At 71.8% G+C, this 19,821-nt stretch carries 20 protein-coding genes; 7 read left to right on the forward strand and 13 right to left on the reverse strand.

Annotated elements, in window-relative coordinates; all coding sequences use genetic code 11:
• Positions 1-98 precede the first annotated feature (98 nt).
• Positions 99-473: a cupin domain-containing protein gene (locus ACX25U_RS28675; RefSeq protein ID WP_454384183.1), complete on the reverse strand. Its 375-nt coding sequence runs from the start codon at positions 471-473 to the stop codon at positions 99-101.
• 109 nt (positions 474-582) lie between these two features.
• Between ACX25U_RS28675 and ACX25U_RS28680 the strand changes: the two genes are divergently transcribed.
• Positions 583-1,029, forward strand: coding sequence for a MarR family winged helix-turn-helix transcriptional regulator (locus ACX25U_RS28680; protein ID WP_454384184.1), 447 nt, complete (start codon positions 583-585; stop codon positions 1,027-1,029).
• A 173-nt stretch (positions 1,030-1,202) separates the two neighbouring features.
• Positions 1,203-2,063, forward strand: a complete 861-nt coding sequence (locus tag ACX25U_RS28685) for an esterase/lipase family protein (protein WP_454384186.1) — start codon at positions 1,203-1,205, stop codon at positions 2,061-2,063.
• Positions 2,064-2,122: 59 nt separating this feature from the next.
• Here the strand turns inward: ACX25U_RS28685 and ACX25U_RS28690 are convergent, their stop codons facing one another.
• The gene (locus ACX25U_RS28690) at positions 2,123-3,199 is read right to left on the reverse strand and encodes a lytic polysaccharide monooxygenase auxiliary activity family 9 protein (protein WP_454384188.1); all 1,077 of its coding nucleotides are present in this window, start codon (positions 3,197-3,199) and stop codon (positions 2,123-2,125) included.
• A 184-nt stretch (positions 3,200-3,383) separates the two neighbouring features.
• On the opposite strand from ACX25U_RS28690, the gene ACX25U_RS28695 reads away from it, so the two are divergent.
• Positions 3,384-3,857, forward strand: coding sequence for a GNAT family N-acetyltransferase (locus ACX25U_RS28695; RefSeq protein ID WP_454384190.1), 474 nt, complete (start codon positions 3,384-3,386; stop codon positions 3,855-3,857).
• A gap of 12 nt (positions 3,858-3,869) precedes the next feature.
• Here ACX25U_RS28695 and ACX25U_RS28700 read toward each other — a convergent pair whose 3' ends face one another.
• On the reverse strand, positions 3,870-4,004 hold the full coding sequence (locus tag ACX25U_RS28700; RefSeq protein WP_454384192.1) for a hypothetical protein: 135 nt from the start codon (positions 4,002-4,004) through the stop codon (positions 3,870-3,872).
• A gap of 137 nt (positions 4,005-4,141) precedes the next feature.
• Between ACX25U_RS28700 and ACX25U_RS28705 the strand changes: the two genes are divergently transcribed.
• A complete protein-coding gene (locus tag ACX25U_RS28705; RefSeq protein WP_454384194.1) occupies positions 4,142-4,768 on the forward strand; it encodes a class I SAM-dependent methyltransferase in 627 nt (208 codons plus the stop codon).
• A 33-nt stretch (positions 4,769-4,801) separates the two neighbouring features.
• Here ACX25U_RS28705 and ACX25U_RS28710 read toward each other — a convergent pair whose 3' ends face one another.
• The gene (locus tag ACX25U_RS28710) at positions 4,802-5,302 is read right to left on the reverse strand and encodes a DUF402 domain-containing protein (RefSeq protein ID WP_454384196.1); all 501 of its coding nucleotides are present in this window, start codon (positions 5,300-5,302) and stop codon (positions 4,802-4,804) included.
• Positions 5,283-6,212, reverse strand: coding sequence for an N-acetyltransferase family protein (locus ACX25U_RS28715; RefSeq protein WP_454384198.1), 930 nt, complete (start codon positions 6,210-6,212; stop codon positions 5,283-5,285). Before ACX25U_RS28715 ends, ACX25U_RS28710 begins: the two co-directional genes overlap by 20 nt.
• 98 nt (positions 6,213-6,310) lie before the next feature.
• On the opposite strand from ACX25U_RS28715, the gene ACX25U_RS28720 reads away from it, so the two are divergent.
• On the forward strand, positions 6,311-6,679 hold the full coding sequence (locus ACX25U_RS28720; RefSeq protein WP_454384199.1) for a GntR family transcriptional regulator: 369 nt from the start codon (positions 6,311-6,313) through the stop codon (positions 6,677-6,679).
• 154 nt (positions 6,680-6,833) lie between these two features.
• Here the strand turns inward: ACX25U_RS28720 and ACX25U_RS28725 are convergent, their stop codons facing one another.
• Both ACX25U_RS28725 and ACX25U_RS28730 read right to left on the reverse strand, forming a co-directional pair.
• Positions 6,834-7,619: a DUF72 domain-containing protein gene (locus tag ACX25U_RS28725; RefSeq protein WP_454384201.1), complete on the reverse strand. Its 786-nt coding sequence runs from the start codon at positions 7,617-7,619 to the stop codon at positions 6,834-6,836.
• 36 nt (positions 7,620-7,655) lie between these two features.
• Entirely contained in the window at positions 7,656-8,750 is a 1,095-nt protein-coding gene (locus ACX25U_RS28730) for a DUF5925 domain-containing protein (RefSeq protein ID WP_454384203.1), read from the reverse strand.
• A gap of 155 nt (positions 8,751-8,905) precedes the next feature.
• On the opposite strand from ACX25U_RS28730, the gene ACX25U_RS28735 reads away from it, so the two are divergent.
• The gene (locus tag ACX25U_RS28735) at positions 8,906-10,327 is read left to right on the forward strand and encodes a GH39 family glycosyl hydrolase (RefSeq protein ID WP_454384205.1); all 1,422 of its coding nucleotides are present in this window, start codon (positions 8,906-8,908) and stop codon (positions 10,325-10,327) included.
• A gap of 30 nt (positions 10,328-10,357) precedes the next feature.
• Here ACX25U_RS28735 and ACX25U_RS28740 read toward each other — a convergent pair whose 3' ends face one another.
• The 6 genes from ACX25U_RS28740 to ACX25U_RS28765 form a co-directional block, all read right to left on the reverse strand.
• Complete coding sequence (locus ACX25U_RS28740; RefSeq protein WP_454384207.1) at positions 10,358-14,182, reverse strand: lipopolysaccharide biosynthesis protein; 3,825 nt, start codon at positions 14,180-14,182, stop codon at positions 10,358-10,360.
• Positions 14,175-14,978: a polysaccharide deacetylase family protein gene (locus ACX25U_RS28745; RefSeq protein ID WP_454384209.1), complete on the reverse strand. Its 804-nt coding sequence runs from the start codon at positions 14,976-14,978 to the stop codon at positions 14,175-14,177. Before ACX25U_RS28745 ends, ACX25U_RS28740 begins: the two co-directional genes overlap by 8 nt.
• A complete protein-coding gene (locus ACX25U_RS28750; RefSeq protein ID WP_454384211.1) occupies positions 14,975-15,973 on the reverse strand; it encodes a glycosyltransferase family 2 protein in 999 nt (332 codons plus the stop codon). Before ACX25U_RS28750 ends, ACX25U_RS28745 begins: the two co-directional genes overlap by 4 nt.
• A complete protein-coding gene (locus tag ACX25U_RS28755; RefSeq protein WP_454384212.1) occupies positions 15,970-16,791 on the reverse strand; it encodes a glycosyltransferase family 2 protein in 822 nt (273 codons plus the stop codon). Before ACX25U_RS28755 ends, ACX25U_RS28750 begins: the two co-directional genes overlap by 4 nt.
• 391 nt (positions 16,792-17,182) lie before the next feature.
• Positions 17,183-18,277 carry a GNAT family N-acetyltransferase gene (locus ACX25U_RS28760; RefSeq protein ID WP_454384213.1) on the reverse strand — a complete coding sequence of 365 codons (1,095 nt, stop codon included), beginning with the start codon at positions 18,275-18,277 and terminating at the stop codon, positions 17,183-17,185.
• Position 18,278: 1 nt separating this feature from the next.
• On the reverse strand, positions 18,279-18,704 hold the full coding sequence (locus tag ACX25U_RS28765) for a hypothetical protein (RefSeq protein WP_454384215.1): 426 nt from the start codon (positions 18,702-18,704) through the stop codon (positions 18,279-18,281).
• A 307-nt stretch (positions 18,705-19,011) separates the two neighbouring features.
• Between ACX25U_RS28765 and ACX25U_RS28770 the strand changes: the two genes are divergently transcribed.
• Entirely contained in the window at positions 19,012-19,818 is an 807-nt protein-coding gene (locus ACX25U_RS28770) for an SGNH/GDSL hydrolase family protein (RefSeq protein WP_454384217.1), read from the forward strand.
• Positions 19,819-19,821: the final 3 nt, after the last annotated feature.

The raw sequence follows: 19,821 nt of genomic DNA on the forward strand, positions 1-19,821 counted from the left end.
CCGAGCCGGGTCGCCGCCCGCGCGGCCCGGCCCCTGCCCCACCCGCACGATCAGTGAAGGCCCCGCCCTCCCGCGCGCAAGGGCGGGGCTTTCGCGTGTCAGTTGGCCCACGGCGGCACGATGACGGTGCCGTCGGCCAACTCCGCCCGAAGCCCGACGGACGTGGTCACCCAGGAGACCGCGGTGCGCTCCGTGGGGTTCTCCACGGTGAGGGTCGCGCCGACGTTGACGATCACCGTGTCACCCGCGGTGATCCGGTCGGTGCGGCCGTCCACGGTGATCAGGAGTTCGCCGTCGAGCAGGTGGAGGATCTCCTCGCGGTTGACGGTGTGGGCGGGGGCCCTGGTGCCCGCGGGGATCTCGCCGCGCCACGCGCACAGTTCCTCGGCGCCGGTGCGGGGAGCGGCGTGCGAGACGAAGCGGGCTCCGTGGATCTCGTGGGTCACGGCGTCGGACGGACGGACGACGGGCATGGGTGTCTCCTCCGGGGAGCGGTGGATTATGGTCAAGCTGCTTGACTGATTGGTTCAGGTTTATAGTCAAGTTACTTGACCATTTCGTCAAGGGTGTTTCAATGCCTGCGTGCAGAACTCCGACGCCATGGCTCTGTCCGCAGCTCTCCTCGCCGTCGCCGGTGAGCTCACCCGGCGCGTTCACGACGGGGTCGTCGCGCGCGGCTTCGAGGGGCTGCGGCCCGCGCACGGCTTCGCCTTCTCGCGGCTCGCACCGGACGGTGCGACCGTCACCGAGCTCGCCGCCCACCTGGGGGTCACCAAACAGGCCGCGAGTCAGCTCGTCGACGAGATCGTGCGGAAGGGGTATGCCGAGCGGCAGCCGCATCCCGGGGATGCGCGGGCTCGGCTGGTGGTGCTGACCGAGCGGGGGTGGGCGTGTACTCGCGCGGCGGAGGAGGCGGCCGCGGAGGCGGTGCAGGCATGGGTCGAGGTGCTGGGGGAGGGTGAAGTACGGGCACTGTGGGGCCAGTTGGGGCGGATTGCTCCGTACGGCCCGATTAAGCCCGCTTGGTGACTGTTCGCCAGGGGCGTTATCACGAACTCCAGTTATCGGTGGAAGTTTTTACTGGCGCGTAACTTCACATCTGGACTACCCGTCCGTAACTTGACGAGTGAACAGCATCCCGTGATCCGGATCACAGGGCGTAGTGCCGTCGCACCTCCCTTGAGCCGCAAGGAGATCACACGATGCTGCCCTTCAAACGGGCGGTCAGACCCCTCGTCGCCCTGGTCCTGGCCGCCGTGCTCGCCGCCGCCCCCGCCGCCACCGCCACCGCCTCCAGCGCCCCCAGCAGAGGCTGGAACGACTACAGCTGCAAGCCCTCCGCCGCCCACCCCCGCCCCGTCGTCCTCGTCCACGGCACCCTCGGCAACTCCGTGGACAACTGGCTCGGACTCGCGCCGTACCTGAAGAGCCGCGGCTACTGCGTCTTCTCCCTCGACTACGGTCAGCTGCAGGGCGTCCCGGTCTTCTACGGCCTCGGCCCCATCGACAAGTCGGCGGAGCAGCTGTCCGCCTTCGTCGACAAGGTGCTCGCCGCGACCGGCGCCACCAAGGCCGACCTCGTCGGCCACTCACAGGGCGGCATGATGCCCCGCTACTACCTGAAGTTCCTCGGCGGGGCCGCCAGGGTGAACACCCTCGTCGGCATCGCGCCCAACAACCACGGCGCCACCCTCAACGGGCTCACCAACCTGCTGCCGTACTTCCCGGGCGCCGCCGAGCTGCTCAAGGCCGCCACCCCCGCCCTCGCCGACCAGATCGCCGGGTCCGACTTCCTCACCAAACTCAACGCGGGCGGCGACACCGTGCCCGGCGTGCACTACACGGTCCTCGCCACCAAGTACGACGAGGTGGCTACGCCGTGGCGCAACCAGTACCTGACCGGCCCCGACGTGCGCAACGTCCTGCTGCAGGACCTGTGCCCGCTCGACCTGTCCGAGCACCTGGCGATCGCCGTGTTCGACCGCATCGCCTTCCACGAGGTGGCCAACGCGCTCGACCCGGCCCACGCCACCGCCACCACCTGCGCGTCCGTGTTCGACTGACGTGCTTCGGGGCCTGCCCGGCCTGAGCCGCCGGACAGGCCCCGCGTTCACGGGCCGCGTCAGCGGCCTCGCCGGCCCCCGGCCGCGGCGCGCCGGCGGACCGAGGCGAACAGGGCCGCCGAGCCCAGCGCCAGGGCGGCCGCACCGCCGACCGCGAGGTACGGGGTGCGGCCGTCACCGCCGGTCTCGGCGAGGTTCGTCGAGGCGCCGGCGGCCTTCGGCCGGTTCGGCTCGTCGACGGCGGCGGACTGCACGGCGCGGTCCGCCGCCGACTGCTTGGTCGCCTCCGTGGCCGTGGCCGTGGCCGTGGCCGTGTCCGCGGCCGGGCCCGTCGTCGGGTCCGTGGTCGTACGGGCGTCCGCGTCCCCGTGGCCGTGGTTCTCGATCGTCGACCTGTCGGCACCGTCCTCGATCTGCCGCTCGGTCGGCGCGGAGGCGGTCGGCGCCGGTGCGGAACCGCCGGAACCGCCGGGGCCGCCGGGCGCGCCGCCGCTCTCGCCGCCGCCGAAGGTGACGTCCGAGCAGGAGTAGAACGCCTCCGGGCTGTCCGAGCGCTGCCACACCGCGTACAGCAGCTGCTTGCCGGAGCGCTCGGGCAGTGTCCCGGAGAAGGTGTAGAAGCCGCCCGAGGCGACCGGGCCGGTGGCCGTCGCGACCGGGTGCTCCAGATCCAGGTCGCCCCAGGCCAACGGCTTCGCCGGGTCGTAGCCGGGCTTGGTGAGGTAGACCGTGAAGGTGCCCTTGTGCGGGGCGGTCACGCGGTACTTGAAGATGTACGAGCCGCTGCGCACGGAGGTCGCCGGCCAGTCCGCGCGGGGCAGGTCCAGGCCCTTGAACTCCTCGTTGTTCGCGCTGCACAGCTTGCCGTCCGGGATCAGCTCCCGGTGCCGGCCGTTCGCGTCGCCGATCCGGACGCCGTTCCAGTCGTACAGTGCCTGGGTGCCGCCCGCCGTGACCGCCGCCTTGCAGGCCGCCGACCTCGGGCTCTCCGGGCCCTCCGCGTAGCACTGGGCCACCCGGCTGACCGGGTCCCCCATGGAGCCGTGCGCGGACGCGGGTGCCGCGGCGAGCGCGGTCAGGGCCAGCGGGGGTATGCCGAGGACGGCGAGAGCGGCGGCCTTGCGGCGTGGGGACATCAAGAACTCCTCGGAACGCTTCTGATGCGGGGGGCGGATCCCGTTACGGGGGACGGATCCCGTGGGGTGATCAGAAGCTAGCCCGGAGAAACCGCGAAATCGCCTGCCGAAGGCGGTCCGGGGAGATCCTTATGCTCGCGTTAAGGGAGCGCTGAGGCTGCGCTCAGGTGGGAGGGAACGCGGCATGGCGAACGCGGAGATCCGGGCGGCGTCCGCCGCCGACGTACCGGACGTGAAGGCCGTGACCGACGCGGCCCACCGTCACTACATCGAGCGCATCGGCGTGGTCCCGGCGCCCATGGAGGCGGACCACGCGGCGGACGTGGCAGCGGGGAGGGTGTTCGTCACGCGGGAGCCGGCGGCGGACCGCGTGATCGGACTCGTCGTGCTCGAGGCGCGTACCGACCACCTGTTCCTCGACAGCATCGCCGTCCACCCCGAGGCGCACGGCCAGGGGGTCGGACGGCGACTGCTGGAGTTCGTGGAGGCACGCGCGCATGCGCTCGGTCTTCCCGAGGTCAGGCTCTACACGAACGCGATGATGTGGGAGAACCAGAGGATCTGTCCGAAGTTCGGCTACGAGGTCGTGGAGCGCCGTGTGGACGGACCCTACGACCGGATCCACTACCGCAAGCGGCTTCGCCGACGCGTCTCATGAGTCGACCGCCGGTCATGCGTCCGGCCACCACGTGCGCGCGATGTCCCTGCGGACCTCGGGCCGCCCGGCGGGACGCTCGTCGATTTCCTCACGGACCCGGCGGGTGTCCGTCTTCCTCAGGGGCTTCCGCACTGTCACACGGCGCATGGCTGCCTCCTTCGACGCCTACCGGGTCCGTCTTCTGACGGAGGTAGACCTTTCGGGCGAGAGTTCCTCATCGGTGCGGGTCTGTCTGTGGTGGCTGTCACGATCCGGTTGTCAGTGGCGGGTGTCACTCTTGGCGCATGAGTGAATCCACGACGACCGGCGGTGACGGGGTGGCCCGGGCCCACGTGGACTGGGAAGCGCAGGCCGCCGTCTTCGACGACGAGCCGGATCACGGGCTGCGCGATCCGCACGTGCGGGCCGCCTGGGCCGAGCGGCTGCGCGAGTGGCTGCCCCGGCGTCCCTCCGACATCCTCGACCTCGGCTGCGGCACCGGCAGCCTGTCGCTCCTCGCGGCCGAGCAGGGGCACCGGGTGACGGGCGTCGACCTGTCCCCGGCCATGGTGGAGCGGGCCCGCGCCAAGCTCGCCGGCCGGGCCGCGGTGTTCCTGGCCGGTGACGCGGCGGACCCGCCGGTGGGCGAGCGGCGCTTCGACGCCGTCCTGGTCCGCCACGTCCTGTGGGCGCTGCCCGACCCCGCCCGTGCGCTGCGGCGCTGGCAGGGGCTGCTGCGGCCGGAGGGCCGGCTGGTCCTGGTCGAGGGCGTCTGGGGGACGGTCACCCCGATCGGCATACCCCCGGAGCGGCTGACCATGCTTCTGCGGCCACTCGCCTCCCACCTTCATCTGGAGCACCTGTCGGGCGACGCCAGGCTGTGGGGCGGGGAGGTGGACGACGAACGGTATGCGGTGGTGGCCTCGATCTGAGTTCCGGCCCGGTCACGAGGGCCGGCGCGTGGCTCAGGTCAGCAGCGTCTCGAAGCCGCCCTCGCGGGCCAGCCCCTCCAGCTCGTCGAGCGCGGCCATGGCGGCGGTCGCGGCCTCGGGGTCCGTACGCGCCAGGCCGCTCGCCGCGAACTCGTCCTCGTCGAGGCGCCGTACGTCCGTGCCGTCGGCCGAGCGCCACAGGTCCAGGTCGAGGTCCTCGACGACGAGTTCCGTGCCCAGGCGGGTCGCGGGGCGGGTCACGTCGCAGTACCAGCCCTTCAGCGTGCCCCGGGCGTCGTGGACCTCCTTCACCGAGTACCAGCGGTCGCGCCAGTAGTGCTCGGTGAAGACGTCGCCCGGCTCGAAGCGTACGAAGCCGAAGTCGCGTACCGCCCCGCCCGCCCACGGTGCGCGCACGGTGACGCGCGTGCCGTCGTCCGCCAGCAGCTCCGCCGGGTAGCGGATCTTGGTGCGGCCGGCCTTGACGAGGACCACGTCCAGACGGCTTCCGGACTCAGCCCAGATCGCGGACATGGCGCACCTCCGTCGCGCACACCTCGTACCCGAACCACTTGTTGATCGCGATCATCGGCCCGTTGCCGGTGTCGTTCCCCGTGAACGCCTCCGTGTACCCGGCGGCCCGCGCGCGGTGCAGCGAGTCGTTCTTGGCGAGCTTGGCCAGGCCCCGGCCGCGGAAGGCCCGGGCGGTGCCCGTCATGGCGGTGGAGTAACGGGTGCCGCCGTCCGTGCGGGCCGCGGTGAAGGCGGCCGGGCGGCCGTCGACCACCGCCACCGAGGTCAGCTCCAGGCTGAGCTGCGGGTGCCGCCAGTTCTCCTCGAGCCAGGCCTCGTAGTCGGTGAACTCGAAGTCCACGTCGCTCGGCTCGTCCGCCGTCGTCTCCGCGTCCAGCTCGAACAGCGGGCGCGGGTCGTCGGCGTAGTCCGAGCCCCGGCGCAGCTCCACGCCCGGGGGCAGGTCCTGCCGCGGGGGGAGGGTGCCGTTCGCCAGGTCCAGGCGCAGGAAATGCGCAGAGCGGCTGGCCCGGTAGCCGTGCAGCTCGGCGAAGGCCAGGTTGCCCGGCTCGTCCAGGACGCAGGAGTACAGCCTGACCGCGCCGTGGGCGGCCAGGTGCTCCTCGGCGGCCCGTACGAGGAGGCTGCCGGCGCCGCGGCGCGTGTGCTCGGGATCCACGTACACGTTGATGTTGCCCTGGCCGGGCTCGGAGCTCTCGTGGGACAGATGAACCTGTGCCGTGCCGATCACCTCGCCGTCCGCCACGGCGACGAGGGGCCGGTAGTGGGTGTCGGGGTGCAGGTGGGCGATGTCGTGGGCGAGCGATTCAGGGGTGACCAGTATGTACGGGAGCGCGCGGTGCCGGACGCGGGCGAAGCCCTCGAGGTCGGCCCGCGCGTCGGGGCGGAGGTCGCGGACGATCACAGTCATGGAGGCGCACACTACGAGGAGACCCGACCGGGCGCCTCCCATTTTCCGCCCCTGCCGTCCACTGGGTCGCACGTGCGCGCGTGCGGGACAATCACCCTGTGACCTTGAAGATCCACATCGACGACGGCGCACCCCCCTACGAGCAGGTGCGGGCGCAGATCTCCGAGCAGGCCCGGTCGGGGGCGCTGCCGGTGGGGTACCGGTTGCCCACGGTGCGCGGACTGGCCGAGTCGCTCGGGCTCGCGGCGAACACGGTCGCCAAGGCGTACCGGGCGCTGGAGGCGGACGGCGTGATCGAGACGCGGGGGCGCAACGGCACGTTCGTCGCCGCCGCGGGCTCGGCGGCGGTGCGCGAAGCCGCGGCCGCCGCCCGGGCCTACGCGGAGCGGGTACGGCGGCTCGGGCTCGGTGAGGACGAGGCGCTGGACGCCGTGCGGGAGGCCCTGCGGGCGGCTTACGGGGAGTAGAGGACCGGGGTCGGGATCGCCGGCGGGCCGAGGCCGGTTCGGCACTGCCGGGCACTCGGGTGCCGCGGGCCGTGCCGGGTACCGCCGGGCCGGGCCGTGCCGGGTACCGACAGGCCGCGTCGCCGTGGCCGGGCGTTGTCGTGGCGGAAAAGGATCACGGCCGGACCTCCTGCCGACCACACAGGACCGCCGGAGTCCGCGTCACCGTCAGGCCCGCTCTCGTCGCCGCCCGCGAGAACACCACCGCGTCCTTCACCGCCGCCGCCGCCGGGTCGTTGTTGAAGTAGGCGTACACGTCCCGTTCGTCCGGCCAGGTGGTCGCGACACGGTCCACCCAGGTCTCCAGGGACCGCCGGCCGTAGCGCGGCCAGGCCAGGGCGCGGCCCACGTGGAAGCGGACGTAGCCCCAGTCGGCGGTCCGCCACAGTGGGGTGACCGGGCGGGCGTACGCGTCCGCCCAGCACAGGGCGGCGCCCCGGGACTCGAGGACCTCCCGGACCTCCGGCGTCCACCACGACTCGTGGCGCGGCTCGACCGCCACCCGCGTGCCGGAGGGGAAGCACGCCAGGCAGGCGTCCAGCAGCCCCGGATCGGCGCGCAGGGTCGGCGGCAGCTGGAGCAGCACCGGGCCGAGCCGGTCGCCGAGGCCCGCCGCGTGGGTCATCAGACGGTGCACCGGTTCCTCGGGGTCCTTCAGCCGCTTGATGTGGGTGAGGTACCGGCTCGCCTTGACCGCGACCACGAAGTCCGGAGGGACCCGCTCCCGCCAGGCCTCGAAGGTCTCCCGCGCCGGCAGCCGGTAGAAGGCGTTGTTGATCTCCACCGTGGCGAAGGCGGCCGCGTACTTCTCCAGCCACAGCCGCGTAGGACACCCCTCCGGGTAGAGCACGCCCCGCCAGTCCTTGTACTGCCAGCCCGACGTCCCGACGAACAGGGTCATACCCCCATCAAAGCATCGGCGCGCACGCGCGACCCGTCACAGGTACAGCCCCGCGTCCGCCCCCTCGCGCGGCTCCGGCAGCGCCGTGGGGGAGGTGCCCCGGCGCAGTGCGTACAGCTCGGCCAGGGTGGCGCCCTCGCGGCCCACGCCCTCCTCGGCGCCCAGCCAGTTCACCGCCTCCCGCCGGGTCAGCTTCCCCACCTCGATACGGGCCAGACACCGGCCCGGGCGGACCACGGCCGGGTGCAGCCGCTCCAGGTCCTCGTTGGTCGTCACGCCCACCAGGACGTTGCGGCCCTGGCCGAGCAGGCCGTCCGTCAGGTTGAGCAGGCGGGACAGCGCCTGGCCGGCCGTGTGCTTGGCCTCGCCGCGGATCAGTTCGTCGCAGTCCTCCAGCAGCAGCAGTCGCCAGCGGCCCCTGCCCGCCGTGTCCTCCTCGCCGATGGCGATGTCCATGAGGTAGCCGACGTCGCTGAACAGGCGTTCCGGGTCCAGGACGCAGTCCACCTGGCACCAGTCCCGCCAGGAGCGAGCCAGCGTCCGCAGCGCCGAGGTCTTGCCGGTGCCCGGGGGGCCGTGCAGCAGCAGGAGGCGGCCCGCGATGTCCTCGGGGGTCGTCTTCATCAGGCGGTCCATGGCGTCCGCGACCGGGGCCGTGTAGTTCGCCCGGACCTCGTCCCAGGCGCCCGCCGCGATCTGCCGGGTGGTGCGGTGCGGGCCGCGCCGGGGCGAGACGTACCAGAAGCCCATGGTCACGTTCTCCGGCTGCGGCTCCGGTTCGTCCGCGGCGCCGTCCGTCGCCTCGTTCAGCATCTTCGAGGCCAGCTCCGCGCTGGTCGCGGTGACCGTGACGTCGGCGCCCCGGTTCCAGCGGGAGATCAGCAGGGTCCAGCCCTCGCCCTCGGCGAGGGTGGCGCTGCGGTCGTCGTCGCGGGCCACGCGCAGCACCCGGGCGTCCTTGGGCAGCAGGGTGGCGCCGGAGCGTACGCGGTCGATGTTCGCCGCGTGCGAGTACGGCTGCTCACCCGTCGCGAAGCGGCCGAGGAACAGCGCGTCGACGACGTCGGACGGCGAGTCGGAGTCGTCGACGGTGAGCCGGATCGGCAGGGCGTCGTGTGGGTTCGCGGACATGCCGCCATGATCCGGCACACGCGCGTGGTGCGCACCCGGTTTCCCGCGCGCGTGGCCGTGTCCGCGCTCCTACGGGCCCGGGCACGGCCCGGGTATGAGCCGAGCATGACCAAACCCTGTCCCAGGGACGTTTTCCGCCCTTACTGTTGTCCTTGATGGGACGTCATGGGTGGAATTCGGGGGTAGGGCGGTGGCGGCTCACCGCGCTGCTCGGGGTGGGTGCGGCGGCAGTGGCCCTGCTCGTGGCCCTGATCAGCACGCTGCCCGGCGGCGCGAGCACCGCGGGCACCACACGCGACGGCGACAGGGTGCACGGCACGCCCGCGACCCCGCGGGACGCGGACAAGCCGTACGTCGGCTGGGGCTTCACACACACCCAGTTCAGCGCCGACGAGGGCAGTGCCACGGCGACCGACCGGGTCGAGCAACTGCTGTCGAAGGGCGGCGGCCTGCCGCAGAACCAGGCGATCATGGGCTGGGGTGCCGACAACCCCGAGCCGGTCAAGGGGCGTTACGACTTCGAGGCACTGGACCGCCGGATCGACTTCGTCCGTGCCTCCGGCGGCACCCCGGTGATCACCCTGTGCTGCGCCCCGGACTGGATGAAGGGCGGCCGGGCCGGTGTCGACAACACCGACTGGAGCCAGGCCGCCCTGGAGACCGCCCCGACCCCCGACCACTACAAGGACTACGCCGCGCTCGCCGCGACCGTCGCCAAGCGCTATCCGGACGTACGCCACTTCATCGTCTGGAACGAGTTCAAGGGCTTCTGGCACAACGCCGAGGGCCGCTGGGACTACGAGGGCTACACCGAGCTCTACAACCTGGTCCACACAGCGCTCAAGCAGGTCGACCCCAAGATCATGGTCGGCGGCCCCTACCTCGTCATGGACAGCGTCGACCCGCGGCAGAAGGAGGACGCCTCCACCACCCTGCGCGGCCCCTGGGGCGCCATGGACCAGCGGGTCCTGGACGCCTTCACCTACTGGAACCAGCACAAGGCGGGCGCCGACTTCGTCGTCGTCGACGGCTCCAGCTACACCAAGGACGACGACCTGCTGCCCGACGAGTTCGCCGCCACCGACAAGCTCACGGCCGTCGGCCAGTGGGTGCGGCAGCAGACGCGCGGACTGCCGCTGTGGTGGGCCGAGTACTACGTCGAGCCCGCCGACCGCAACGACGACCGCAAGGGCTGGTCCGAGCCGCACCGCGTCGCCGTCCAGGCCGCCGGTCTGATCGCCATGGCCAAGGGCGGCGCCACCTCAGGTTTCTACTGGAACCCCCAGAAGGAGAAGGGCGGCGACTGCCCCGGCTGCCTGTGGACGCCGACCGACTCCTCCGGCGGCGGACAGGCGCTGCCCCTGTACGGCCTGGTCTCCCGCTTCGGCCGGGCGTTCCCGCCCGGCACCACGTACGAGACGGTGTCCGTCGCCCCGGACGACGTGCCCAACGTACGCGTCCTGGCGAGCGACAGGACCGTCCTGGTGGTCAACACCCTGAACCGGACGATCAACGCGAAGATCGACGGCAAGCGGTTCGACATGAAGGCGTACGAGGTGAAATGGCTCGAGCGGTAGGCCGTCCGAGCCGCCCCACCCGCCGTCCCGTCAGCCCCGCCCCATCGTCAGGAACCGCTGCACCAGCGAGGCGAACAGCACCGCCAGCAGCGGCAGTGAGAACCAGAAGCTGCTCTGCAGCCACCGGAGCCGGCGCACACTCGGCCGCATCGCGACCCGGACGAACTCCCGGGCGGTGAGCATCACGACCAGCGCCAGCGCCGCGAGGCCGCCGACCACCGACCACGGCGTCCAGGTCACCTTCGGCCCGATCGGCCCCGGCTGCGGCTGCGGCACGGCACCCGCGGGCTGCTCGCGCAGCGCGTACAGGGTGACGTCGTCGTTGGCGAGGACCTTCCTCAACTCCTGGCGGTTGTCCAGGTTCTCCACGAGCCGCGACGGCCAGGTGCCCGAGTAGCCCACGTCCATCTGCAGATACGTCACCTGACTCCTGTTGATCATCAGGTACGAGTTCGGGCCCGCTTCCTCGAGCGACTTCACCAGGCCGGAGACCAGCACCGGGTCGGTCGGTGCCAGGGTCGGCACGTAGTTGACGCGCTCCATGTCCCTGGCGCCCCAGGGCATGGCCGGAGTGACGTTGGTGGCCGGGTCGTTGCTCAGCCACAGCAGCCGTACGGTCGGCCTGTCGTGGGCGTAGACGTAGTCCATGGCGGCGACCTCGCCGGGCCGGATCCGCTCGAAGGGCTCGTTGCCCCAGCGGGCGACCAGGAAGCCGCCCATGAGCAGCAGGCCCGCCATCAGCGCGGCGAGCGGTGCCAGGCTCACCCGGTCCTTCTCGCGTTCCTCGGCGGTCGCGCCGGCCCGCGGGAAGAGGGCGAGCGCCGCCAGCAGGGCGGCACCGGGCAGTGCGAACATGAACACCCGCAGGGCCATTTCGCCGCCGTAGGACTGCATGCCGAAGCCCAGGAACGGCACGAAGGTGAGCACCAGCAGCGACCGCTCGCGGTACTTGTGCTCGCGCCGCCGCAGCCAGCCCCAGCAGGCGAAGGCCATCACGGCGCCGGCCAGCAGCACGCGCGCGTACAGCACCAGTTGGTGCGTGGAGTCGCCGCCCTGGATACGGCCCGAGACGGACGTCGACACATTGCTGCCGACCCCGCCGACCCCGCCGAACAGCTCGTCGAAGTGCCCGGACCAGTAGGGCTCGGCCATGAAGCCCAGCCAGAACGCCACCAGCACCGTGAACAGCACGGGCAGGCCGCGCAGTTCGGACCGTCCGGCCAGGACCAGCACGGCCAGTACGCCCAGCATCACGAACGGCGTGAGCTGGTGGGCCGGGACACTGGCGGCGAACAGGCCGATCACCACCATCAGCAGCACGGCCCGCTGCCGCCGGTTCGCCGGTTCGACCTCCGCCTCGCCGGGCCGCGCCTTGGTCCACAGCATGCGCGGGGCCCGGAACCAGACCAGCAGGATCGCCACGAAGGCCAGGTAGAGCAGGTAGGTGAAGCCCTGCGGGGAGAAGTAGTCCTGGCCCACCCAGCCGCTGAGCACGAAGACCCACACGCCGGTCCACCTGGCCCGCCAGCTCGCCCGCAGCGAGCGGGTCAGCAAGAACATCGGTGCCAGGTACAGCAGTTGGATGGTCAGCGGCCACCAGCGGATGACCTCGGTGAAGTCGCTCAGCCCGCAGGCGCGGGCGACGAACGCGGCCACCGCGAAGAACCCGGGCCAGCTCCAGCGCGCGTCCAGGTCCGGTACGGCCGACCCGGTGCGGTCGATGTAGTCGATGAACCCCAGGTGCTGCCAGGCCGTCGCGAACCGCGGCTCGCTCTCGATCACGGCGGGCAGCGCGTGCAGGGAGACGACGGTCGCGACCAGGGTGACCAGCAGCAGCGCCCGGTGTTCGCGGCGCAGCCACAGCAGCGCGGCGAACACCCCGATCAGCAGCGCCGCCCCGACCAGCGTCGGCAGCGGCAGTACGGAGATCAGGCCGAGCCCGCCCATCCGGTCCAGGCCGGCGTCGTCGAGGCGCAGCGCGGGCACCCAGTACAGCAGCAGGGCGGCGGTCAGCAGGCAGCCGAGGAGGACCCCGGCCCGGGTGGGCACCGGACGCTGCCGCCAGGACCGCGGGGGTTCGTCGGGGCGGTGTTCCTCCTCCGCCCCTGGCTCGGGCTCCGACTCGGGTTCGGGAACAGGCGCTGGTGCCGCCGCCTTCGGCACGACGGCCCGCTCCTCTTCCGCGAACGGCGCGTCCACCTCCCGCTCGGCCGGCCCCAGCGACGCCTCCGAACCCGGCTCCCGCTCCTCCACGGGCAGCCCCACCCGCTCCGGCGGCCATGTGGGCGAGCCGGAGGGCCCCGGGTCGGTGCCGGTGGGCGGAGTGCCCGGTCCGGGCCGTACGTCCGGCCGGCGTTCCACGTGGTCGAAGTCGACGTGGACGCCGAGTGCGAGAGTGTCGGAGTCCAGTGCCCAGGCGGGCCGCCGGTACGGTGCGGCCTTGGTGGGGACCTCGCCCGCCCCCAGGTCGGCGAGGTCCCCGTCGGGTGCCGCGTCCTCGGGGACGCCGGCGGCCGGTGCGCCCTTGACGGTCCGGTACAGCCTGGGCGCGGCGATCGCGACGATCACGGCGAGGCTGGAGATCTCCGCGACGCCCGCGCCGGTCAGCCCCATCCGGGGGAGCAGCAGCAGCGTCAGCCCGAGCACCAGCGCGCACAGCAGGCCCTGCAGCCAGGCCAGTCCGGCGGTGCGGCTCTGCGCGCGCAGCACCGCGAAGTACGTCTCCATCACGACCCGCAGCAGCGCGCCGACGGCGAACCAGCGCAGCAGCGGGGTCGCCGCGTGCGCGTAGCCCTCGCCGAAGACGTGCAGGATCTGCGGCGCCAGCAGGAACATCAGCCCGCAGATCGGCACCATGATCCGGGCCATCCGCTTCAGCGCCGCCCGGGTGTTGGCGGCCAGCCGCGCCGGGTCGTGCGAGCCCTCCACGGTCAGCGAGGCGCCCATGTTGATGGCGAGCAGGTTGACCGTGCCGCCTATCGTCGTCGTGACGTAGAAGTACGCGTTGTCCGCGGAGCTGACCTGCGAGGCGATGATCACCGGCACCAGGTAGACGACCGCGAGCGAGAACAGCGAGCCGGTGTAGTCGCCGGCCAGGAACCGCCCGAGTTCCCTCGCCGTCGGCGGTCCGGCGTGGTCCTCGGTCGCCTTCACATGCCGGGGCACCAGGCGCCGGAAGACCAGCCAGCCCAGCGGCACGATGGAGAAGGCGATCGCCAGTCCCCAGGAGGCGAAGACGCCCGTCGTCGGGATCGCGGCGGCCAGAGCGACCAGCAGGGCCAGCTTCACCGCCGAGAACACGGTGTTGCCGACCGGCACCCAGGGCGCGCTGCGCAGCCCGGTCAGCACCCCGTCCTGCAGGGTGAGCAGGTTCCAGGCCATCACGATCACGATGAAGCCCAGGCCGTGCAGGAGCCCGTGCAGGAAGCGGTACGACGGTCCCCACAGGTCCAGCGTGAGCAGGAAGACGCCGGCCGCGCACGCCACGATCAGCGAACTGCCCACGTATGTACGGGCGATCAGGCGCCCGGTGGTACGTCCGGAGACCGGGATGAAGCGGGCCAGGGCGCCGGTGAGCGTCACCGCGGTCAGCCCGGCGAGGAGCTTCATGGCGGCGATGGCGGCCGAGCCCTGGCCGACCGCGTCGTCGGAGTAGTAGCGGGCGGCGACCAGCCAGTAGCCCAGGCCCAGCACCGCGGAGATCCCGGTGTTGAGCATCAGCGCGTAGGCGTTGCGGAACAGCTGGTCACCACCGCCTGACCGGCCCCGTCCGGGCAGCCGCAGCCGGCGCCCCGGCTGTTCGGGCGCGTGAGGTTCGGGGGCCGATGCCTCGGTGGTGGTGGTCGTGTCAGACACGGGTACGGATGGCCTTCCGGCGGACCTGTCGTGCTCTGCGGACCATGGCGTACCCCTTGGACAGGGCGCGGTCCCTGGCGAAGTTCCGGGCGATCGCGCGGCCCTGGACGAGCCGCTCGAACTCCTCGGTGGTGGTGCTGCGGCGCACGGTGAGCCGGTGCAGGGCGTACGGGCCCTGCCGGCGGCGCGCCAGGCCGTTGCCGACGGCGAGGGCCTGCCTGAAGCCCGCCGCCCGCACCCGCGCCCGCACCCGGCGGCCGGAGTAGCCGTAGGGGTAGGCGAAGGAGGCCGGCACGGTGCCCAGTTCACCGGCGACGATCTCCTTGCAGCGGATCAGCTCCGACCACAGCGTGTCGTCGTCGATCTGGTCCAGCTGCGGGTGGGTGTGGCTGTGCCCGCCGATCTCGACCCCGCCGGCGGCGAGTTCGCGCACCTGGTCCCAGTCGAGCATGGTGTCCAGGCCGCCCCCGGTGTCGTACGCCCCCCTGATCCAGCCGGTGGAGACGAACAGCGTGGCCGGGAAGCCGTACCCCGCGAGCACGGGCAGGGCGTGCCGGTGGACGCCCTCGTAGCCGTCGTCGAAGGTGATCAGCACGGGGTCCGGGGGCAGCGGCGCGAAGCCCTCCGAGCGCCAGTGGGCGGCCAGTTGGGCGGTGGTCACCGGGTGCAGGCCCAGGCCCTCGACCACGTCCATCTGCTCCGCGAACGCCTCCGGCGCCACGGACAGGCCGCGCGTGGCCTCGTTGGGCTCCGTTGCGACCGCGTGGTACATGAGCACCGGCACGGGTGCGTTCATACGGCTCTTCCCCCCTCGCCGTCCTCGATCTCCACGACCCGGAAGCGGGCGCCGCCCCGGCGCGCCCGGACGCTGCCGACGGCGTAGCCGCCCGCGGCCGCGAGCACCCCGGCGACGATCGCGCCGGCCCGGCCCGCGCCGCCGGGGCGGGCCAGCAGGGCGTCGCGCAGTCCGCGGGCCACCCCGGCGGGCAGCACCCGGGTGGTGTAACGGCGCTCGGACTCGAGGCCCTTGTCGGCGCCGACGCTGCGTGCCACCAGTGCCTTGGACAGGCCTTCGGCGTAGGTGCGGGTGCGGAAGTACGCGAAGTGCTCGCGCGGCTCGGGCACCCGGTGGTGGATGACCGCGCGGTCGTCGATCAGCAGGATCGCGTCGGGTCTGGCCCGGCTGAGGCGGATGCACAGCTCCGTCTCCTCGCAGCCCAGCGGGCGCTTGTCGCCGTCGCGTCCGATGCCGGTGGCGAAGCCGCCCGCCGCGTCGAACGCGCCGCGCCGGAAGGAGGCGTTGCCGCCGAGCACGTTGCGCACCCGGACCCGGCCCGGCGGCAGTCCCTTGTACGTGCAGCCCACCACCCAGTCGAACTCCTCCGGGAACCAGGCCGGCCGGCGGCCCGACGCCCAGACGGGCACCGTACGGCCGCCCACCGCCATCACCCTCGGGTCGGCGTACCCCTCGGCGAAGTGCCGCAGCCAGTCCCGCTCGGCCACCGCGTCGTCGTCGAGGAAGGCGATGACCTCGCCGCGGGAGGCGGCGATGCCCGTGTTGCGGCCGGCGGACAGGCCGCGGGGGCCCGCGTTGGCGAGCACCCGCACGTCCCCGGCCTCCTTGTACTCCTGAGCCAGCCGGTCCAGGAGCTCCTGGTTGTGGTCCACGACCAGGAGCGTCTCCAGGGCCGGCCGGGACTGCGCCCGCACCGAGGAGACCGCCGCGAGGATGTCCTCCCAGCGGTCCTCGGTGTAGACGCAGATCACGACGGAGATGCCGGGACCGCTCAAGACGCCTCTCCCCGCACGGAGCCGAGCACGGGGGAGTGGCGCTCCTGGCGGCGCAGCTCACGCCGGTTGGAGCGCTCCTCGAGGATCACCTTCAGCACCCGCAGCCCGTCCCGCACGGCGCGCAGGTTGCTGGCGCCGTGGATGCGCAGGTACTCGTGGCTGGGGATCTCCTGCACCTTCAGCCCGGCCTTGACCACTCTGATGTTCATCAGTGTCTCGACCTCGAAGCCGGTGCAGTCCAGCTCGATCTTGTCCAGGCAGTGCCGCCAGAAGGCGTTGTAGCCATAGCACAGGTCGGTGTAGCGGGCGCCGAACTTGCGGTTGACCACGGCGCACAGGGCCCGGTTGCCGAGCTTGCGGATGAAGGTCATGTCGTCGGTGCCGCCGCCGTTGGCGAACCGGGAACCCTTGGCGAAGTCCGCGCCCGAGACCAGCGCGGAGACGTAGGAGACGATCTCGCCGCCGTCGGCCGAGCCGTCCGCGTCGACCATCACGATGATGTCGCCGGTGCACGCCTCGAAGCCGGTGATCAGGGCATCTCCCTTGCCCCTGCCGCGCTGTTCGACGACCTTCACCTTGGGCCACAGCTCGCGGGCTACTTCGACGGTGTCGTCGGTGGAATTGCCGTCCACGAGAACCACTTCGTGTATCCACTCGGGAAGTGTCTTGAAGACGTAGGGCAGATTCTCCGCCTCGTTCATGGCGGGGATCACCACGCTCACCGGCGGTGTGATCGCCAAGTGGGAGGAGATCGGCCGGAATTCGGCGGCCGTCGTCGGTTCCTGTGCCGAAGAAGGCGGGCGCAGAACGGAGCTCATGAGTCGTGTCCCTCTCGTCCGGCGGACCGCCCGCCCCTCGGGCGGTCCGGCTGTCTGTCCGGTTCGAAAGGGGGGTTTGTCACCCGGGGCGCGCCGGAACGGCTCTTTCGTGCACGCCGGGTGAGCTGGCAAAGCTGCCGGCGTGCCGGGTCGACGGCAGCCGGTCGCGCGGCACGGCCCGGTCACACCTGCGGTCACCGAGCACGGCACCCCCCTACCGCGCCCCGCGCCGGAACGCCCTGGCCCTGAGCCCTCCCCTGGAGCCGCTTGCTGACGGACCGATGCGGGTGAGATGTACGACGGTATTGACGATTGAACCAGTATGGCAAGACCTGAAATCAAGCCTCACGTTTTTATTGGTTTTTCCGTTGTGTAACTTTGTACGTGCTGTTCATCGCCTCGACCGGATTTTTCCCATCCGTTTAAGGATTCTGTCCGCGGGTTCGAACAGTTCCGGCCGCGACTGCACCGCGCTCCGCAGCGCCCGGACCGGGGCGCGGCGCGCCCGGTGCCCGATCGCCACGGGGTGACGTCGTGTCACCCACCCTTCGCACACGCTCAGTTCGCGTGTCTTCAGGGAGTCCTTGTACTCCTTGTGGCCCCGGCCGAGGTCGAGGTAGGCGATGCCGTCGGCGGCGGCCGCCTCGGCCATGCGCAGATGCAGGACCAGCCCCGGGGAGAACTTCGCGTACGCCGGGTCGTACGCCGGGAACCAGCAGGCCAGCACCCGCTCGGTACGCAGCCCGAAGTGGGCGGCGATCGGACGGCCGTCCGCGTACAGCACCGACAGGATCCCCGCGAACGGGTCGGAGCGGGTGTGGAACAGCCGGGTGACCAGGGCGGTGATCCACGCGTGCGCGAAGCGGTCGCTGCGCCCGGTCCGCCGGTACTGGGCGGACTTCCAGCCCATCAGCGTGCGCAGCACGGCCGGGTCGCGCTCGTCGTGGACGTAGTGCACGGGGCCCGCGTCGCGGCCCAGCCTGCGCTCCTTGGCAAGCGTGGTGCGGGTGAACTTCGGTGAGCGGGCGCGCAGTTCGCGCAAGTAGATGTCGTAGCCCTGGTCCACGTCCATGACGGGGGACGGGTAGGTGCCGGAGGCGCCGGCCTCGAACGGCTCCTGGCCCGCAACCAGGTGGTCGTACTCCCAGACGGCGAGCCCGCAGGCCCGCAGCAGCTCTCGGGCGTCCCAGGTGAAGCCGGGCCGGTGGACCAGGCCCTGGCAGTCGGAGACGCCGAGCCCGACGGCCCGGCCGACGCCGGTGGCGGTTCTCTGGAACGGGAAGAACGCGGCCGGTTCGCCGTCCTCGCGGACCACCGCGATCCGCACCCCGCGTCTGCACCCGCCCACCGCGAGGGCGAACTCGGGGGAGAGGAAAGGGTTCGCCAGCTCCTCCGAGCCGTGCAGATGGGCCTTGGACTGCATCGCCGTCCACGCTGCTCGGTCGGCGGCGGTCAGCTCGCCGGGGCGGTACACGCTGATGTCCACGTCAGGAGCCCTGTCTACTCGCCGTACGGCCGCGCCGGCGCCGTACCAGCACCAGCAGGAGAACGAGGGAGCTGAACGCGGTGACGGCCACCAGCCCGCCGCTGACGGACCATCGGTGCACGGCCAGCATCCCCTGGGCCACCAGCATGTCGAGGACGACCGCGCCCGCCACCGAGACGAGTACACGGCCGAAGGGATCCAGCCCGCGCAGTGCGGCCGCGATGGCGGCGGCCGGCGCCGCGAGCAGGAGGAGCAGCGTCAGCGGGCCGCGCAGGACGGAGCCCGATCCGGTGAGCGCGAGCAGCGCGCCGGTCCCCCCGACGGCCGTCGCGGCGCCCGCGAGCAGCGGCGACAGGTCCCTCCCCGGCCCTGGTCGCGCCCGCTCGGCGCCCTGGGGTGAAGCTGTCTTGATATGTATGGTCTGCATTGGCGACTTTGCCCCCCGAAGCGCCGGATGCCAGGCTTCAATGTCGCGCAGCCGCGCGGGGATCGTCAAGACGCGGAAGCCGCCCATACGGGTTCTTGTGGGTGCTTAAACCTCTCTTCGGCCCTCTTCGCCCTCCCTCCACCCTCCCTTCGGCCCTTGTTCGCCCAGTTGGGCGAAGGGTCGCGGCAACGGCCGTCCGCCGCAACGGATTTCGTTGAGCGCTAAAAATTTTTGGCATGGACACTTCCTGTCAACACGCGTAGCTGCTACGACAGTTATGGCAGAGATCCTGCTAAAGGGAGGTTCCATGAGACGTTCCCGAATTGCCGCTTATATCGGCTCCCTCCTCCTGACCGTCGGACTCGCCCTGACCGGGGCGGCGACGGCGCAGGCATCCCAACTGGCCGCCGCCGGAGGCTATGTGGCCCTCGGCGACTCCTACTCCTCCGGGGTCGGAGCCGGCAGCTACATCAGCTCCAGCGGCGGCTGCAACCGCAGCACGAAGGCGTACCCGTACCTGTGGAACGCCGCGCACGCACCCTCGTCGTTCGCCTTCACCGCCTGCTCGGGCGCCCGGACGGACGACGTACTGGCGAACCAGCTCGGCCCGCTCAACTCCGCCACCGCACTCGTCTCGATCACCGTCGGCGGCAACGACGCCGGATTCTCCGACGTCATGACGACCTGTGTGCTCCAGTCCGACAGCACCTGCATCTCCCGCATCAACACCGCGAAGGCGTATGTCGACTCGACCCTGCCCGGCAAACTCGACAACCTCTACTCGGTGATCCGCTCCAAGGCACCCAACGCGCGCGTGGTCGTGCTCGGCTACCCCCGCTTCTACAAGCTCGGCCAGACCTGCCTGGGTCTGTCCGAGACCAAGCGCTCAGCCATCAACGGCGCGGCCGACCACATCGACGCCGCCATCGCGAAGATCGCCGCCAACCACGGCTTCGCCTTCGGCGACGTCCGCTCCACCTTCGGCGGCCACGAGATCTGCTCCGGCAGCTCCTGGCTGCACAGCGTCGACTGGCTGAACATCGGCAACTCCTACCACCCGACGGCGGCCGGCCAGTCCGGCGGCTACCTGCCGGTCCTCACCGGCGCGGCCTGACCT

The sequence above is a fragment of the Streptomyces sp. JNUCC 63 genome (genome assembly GCF_054366325.1).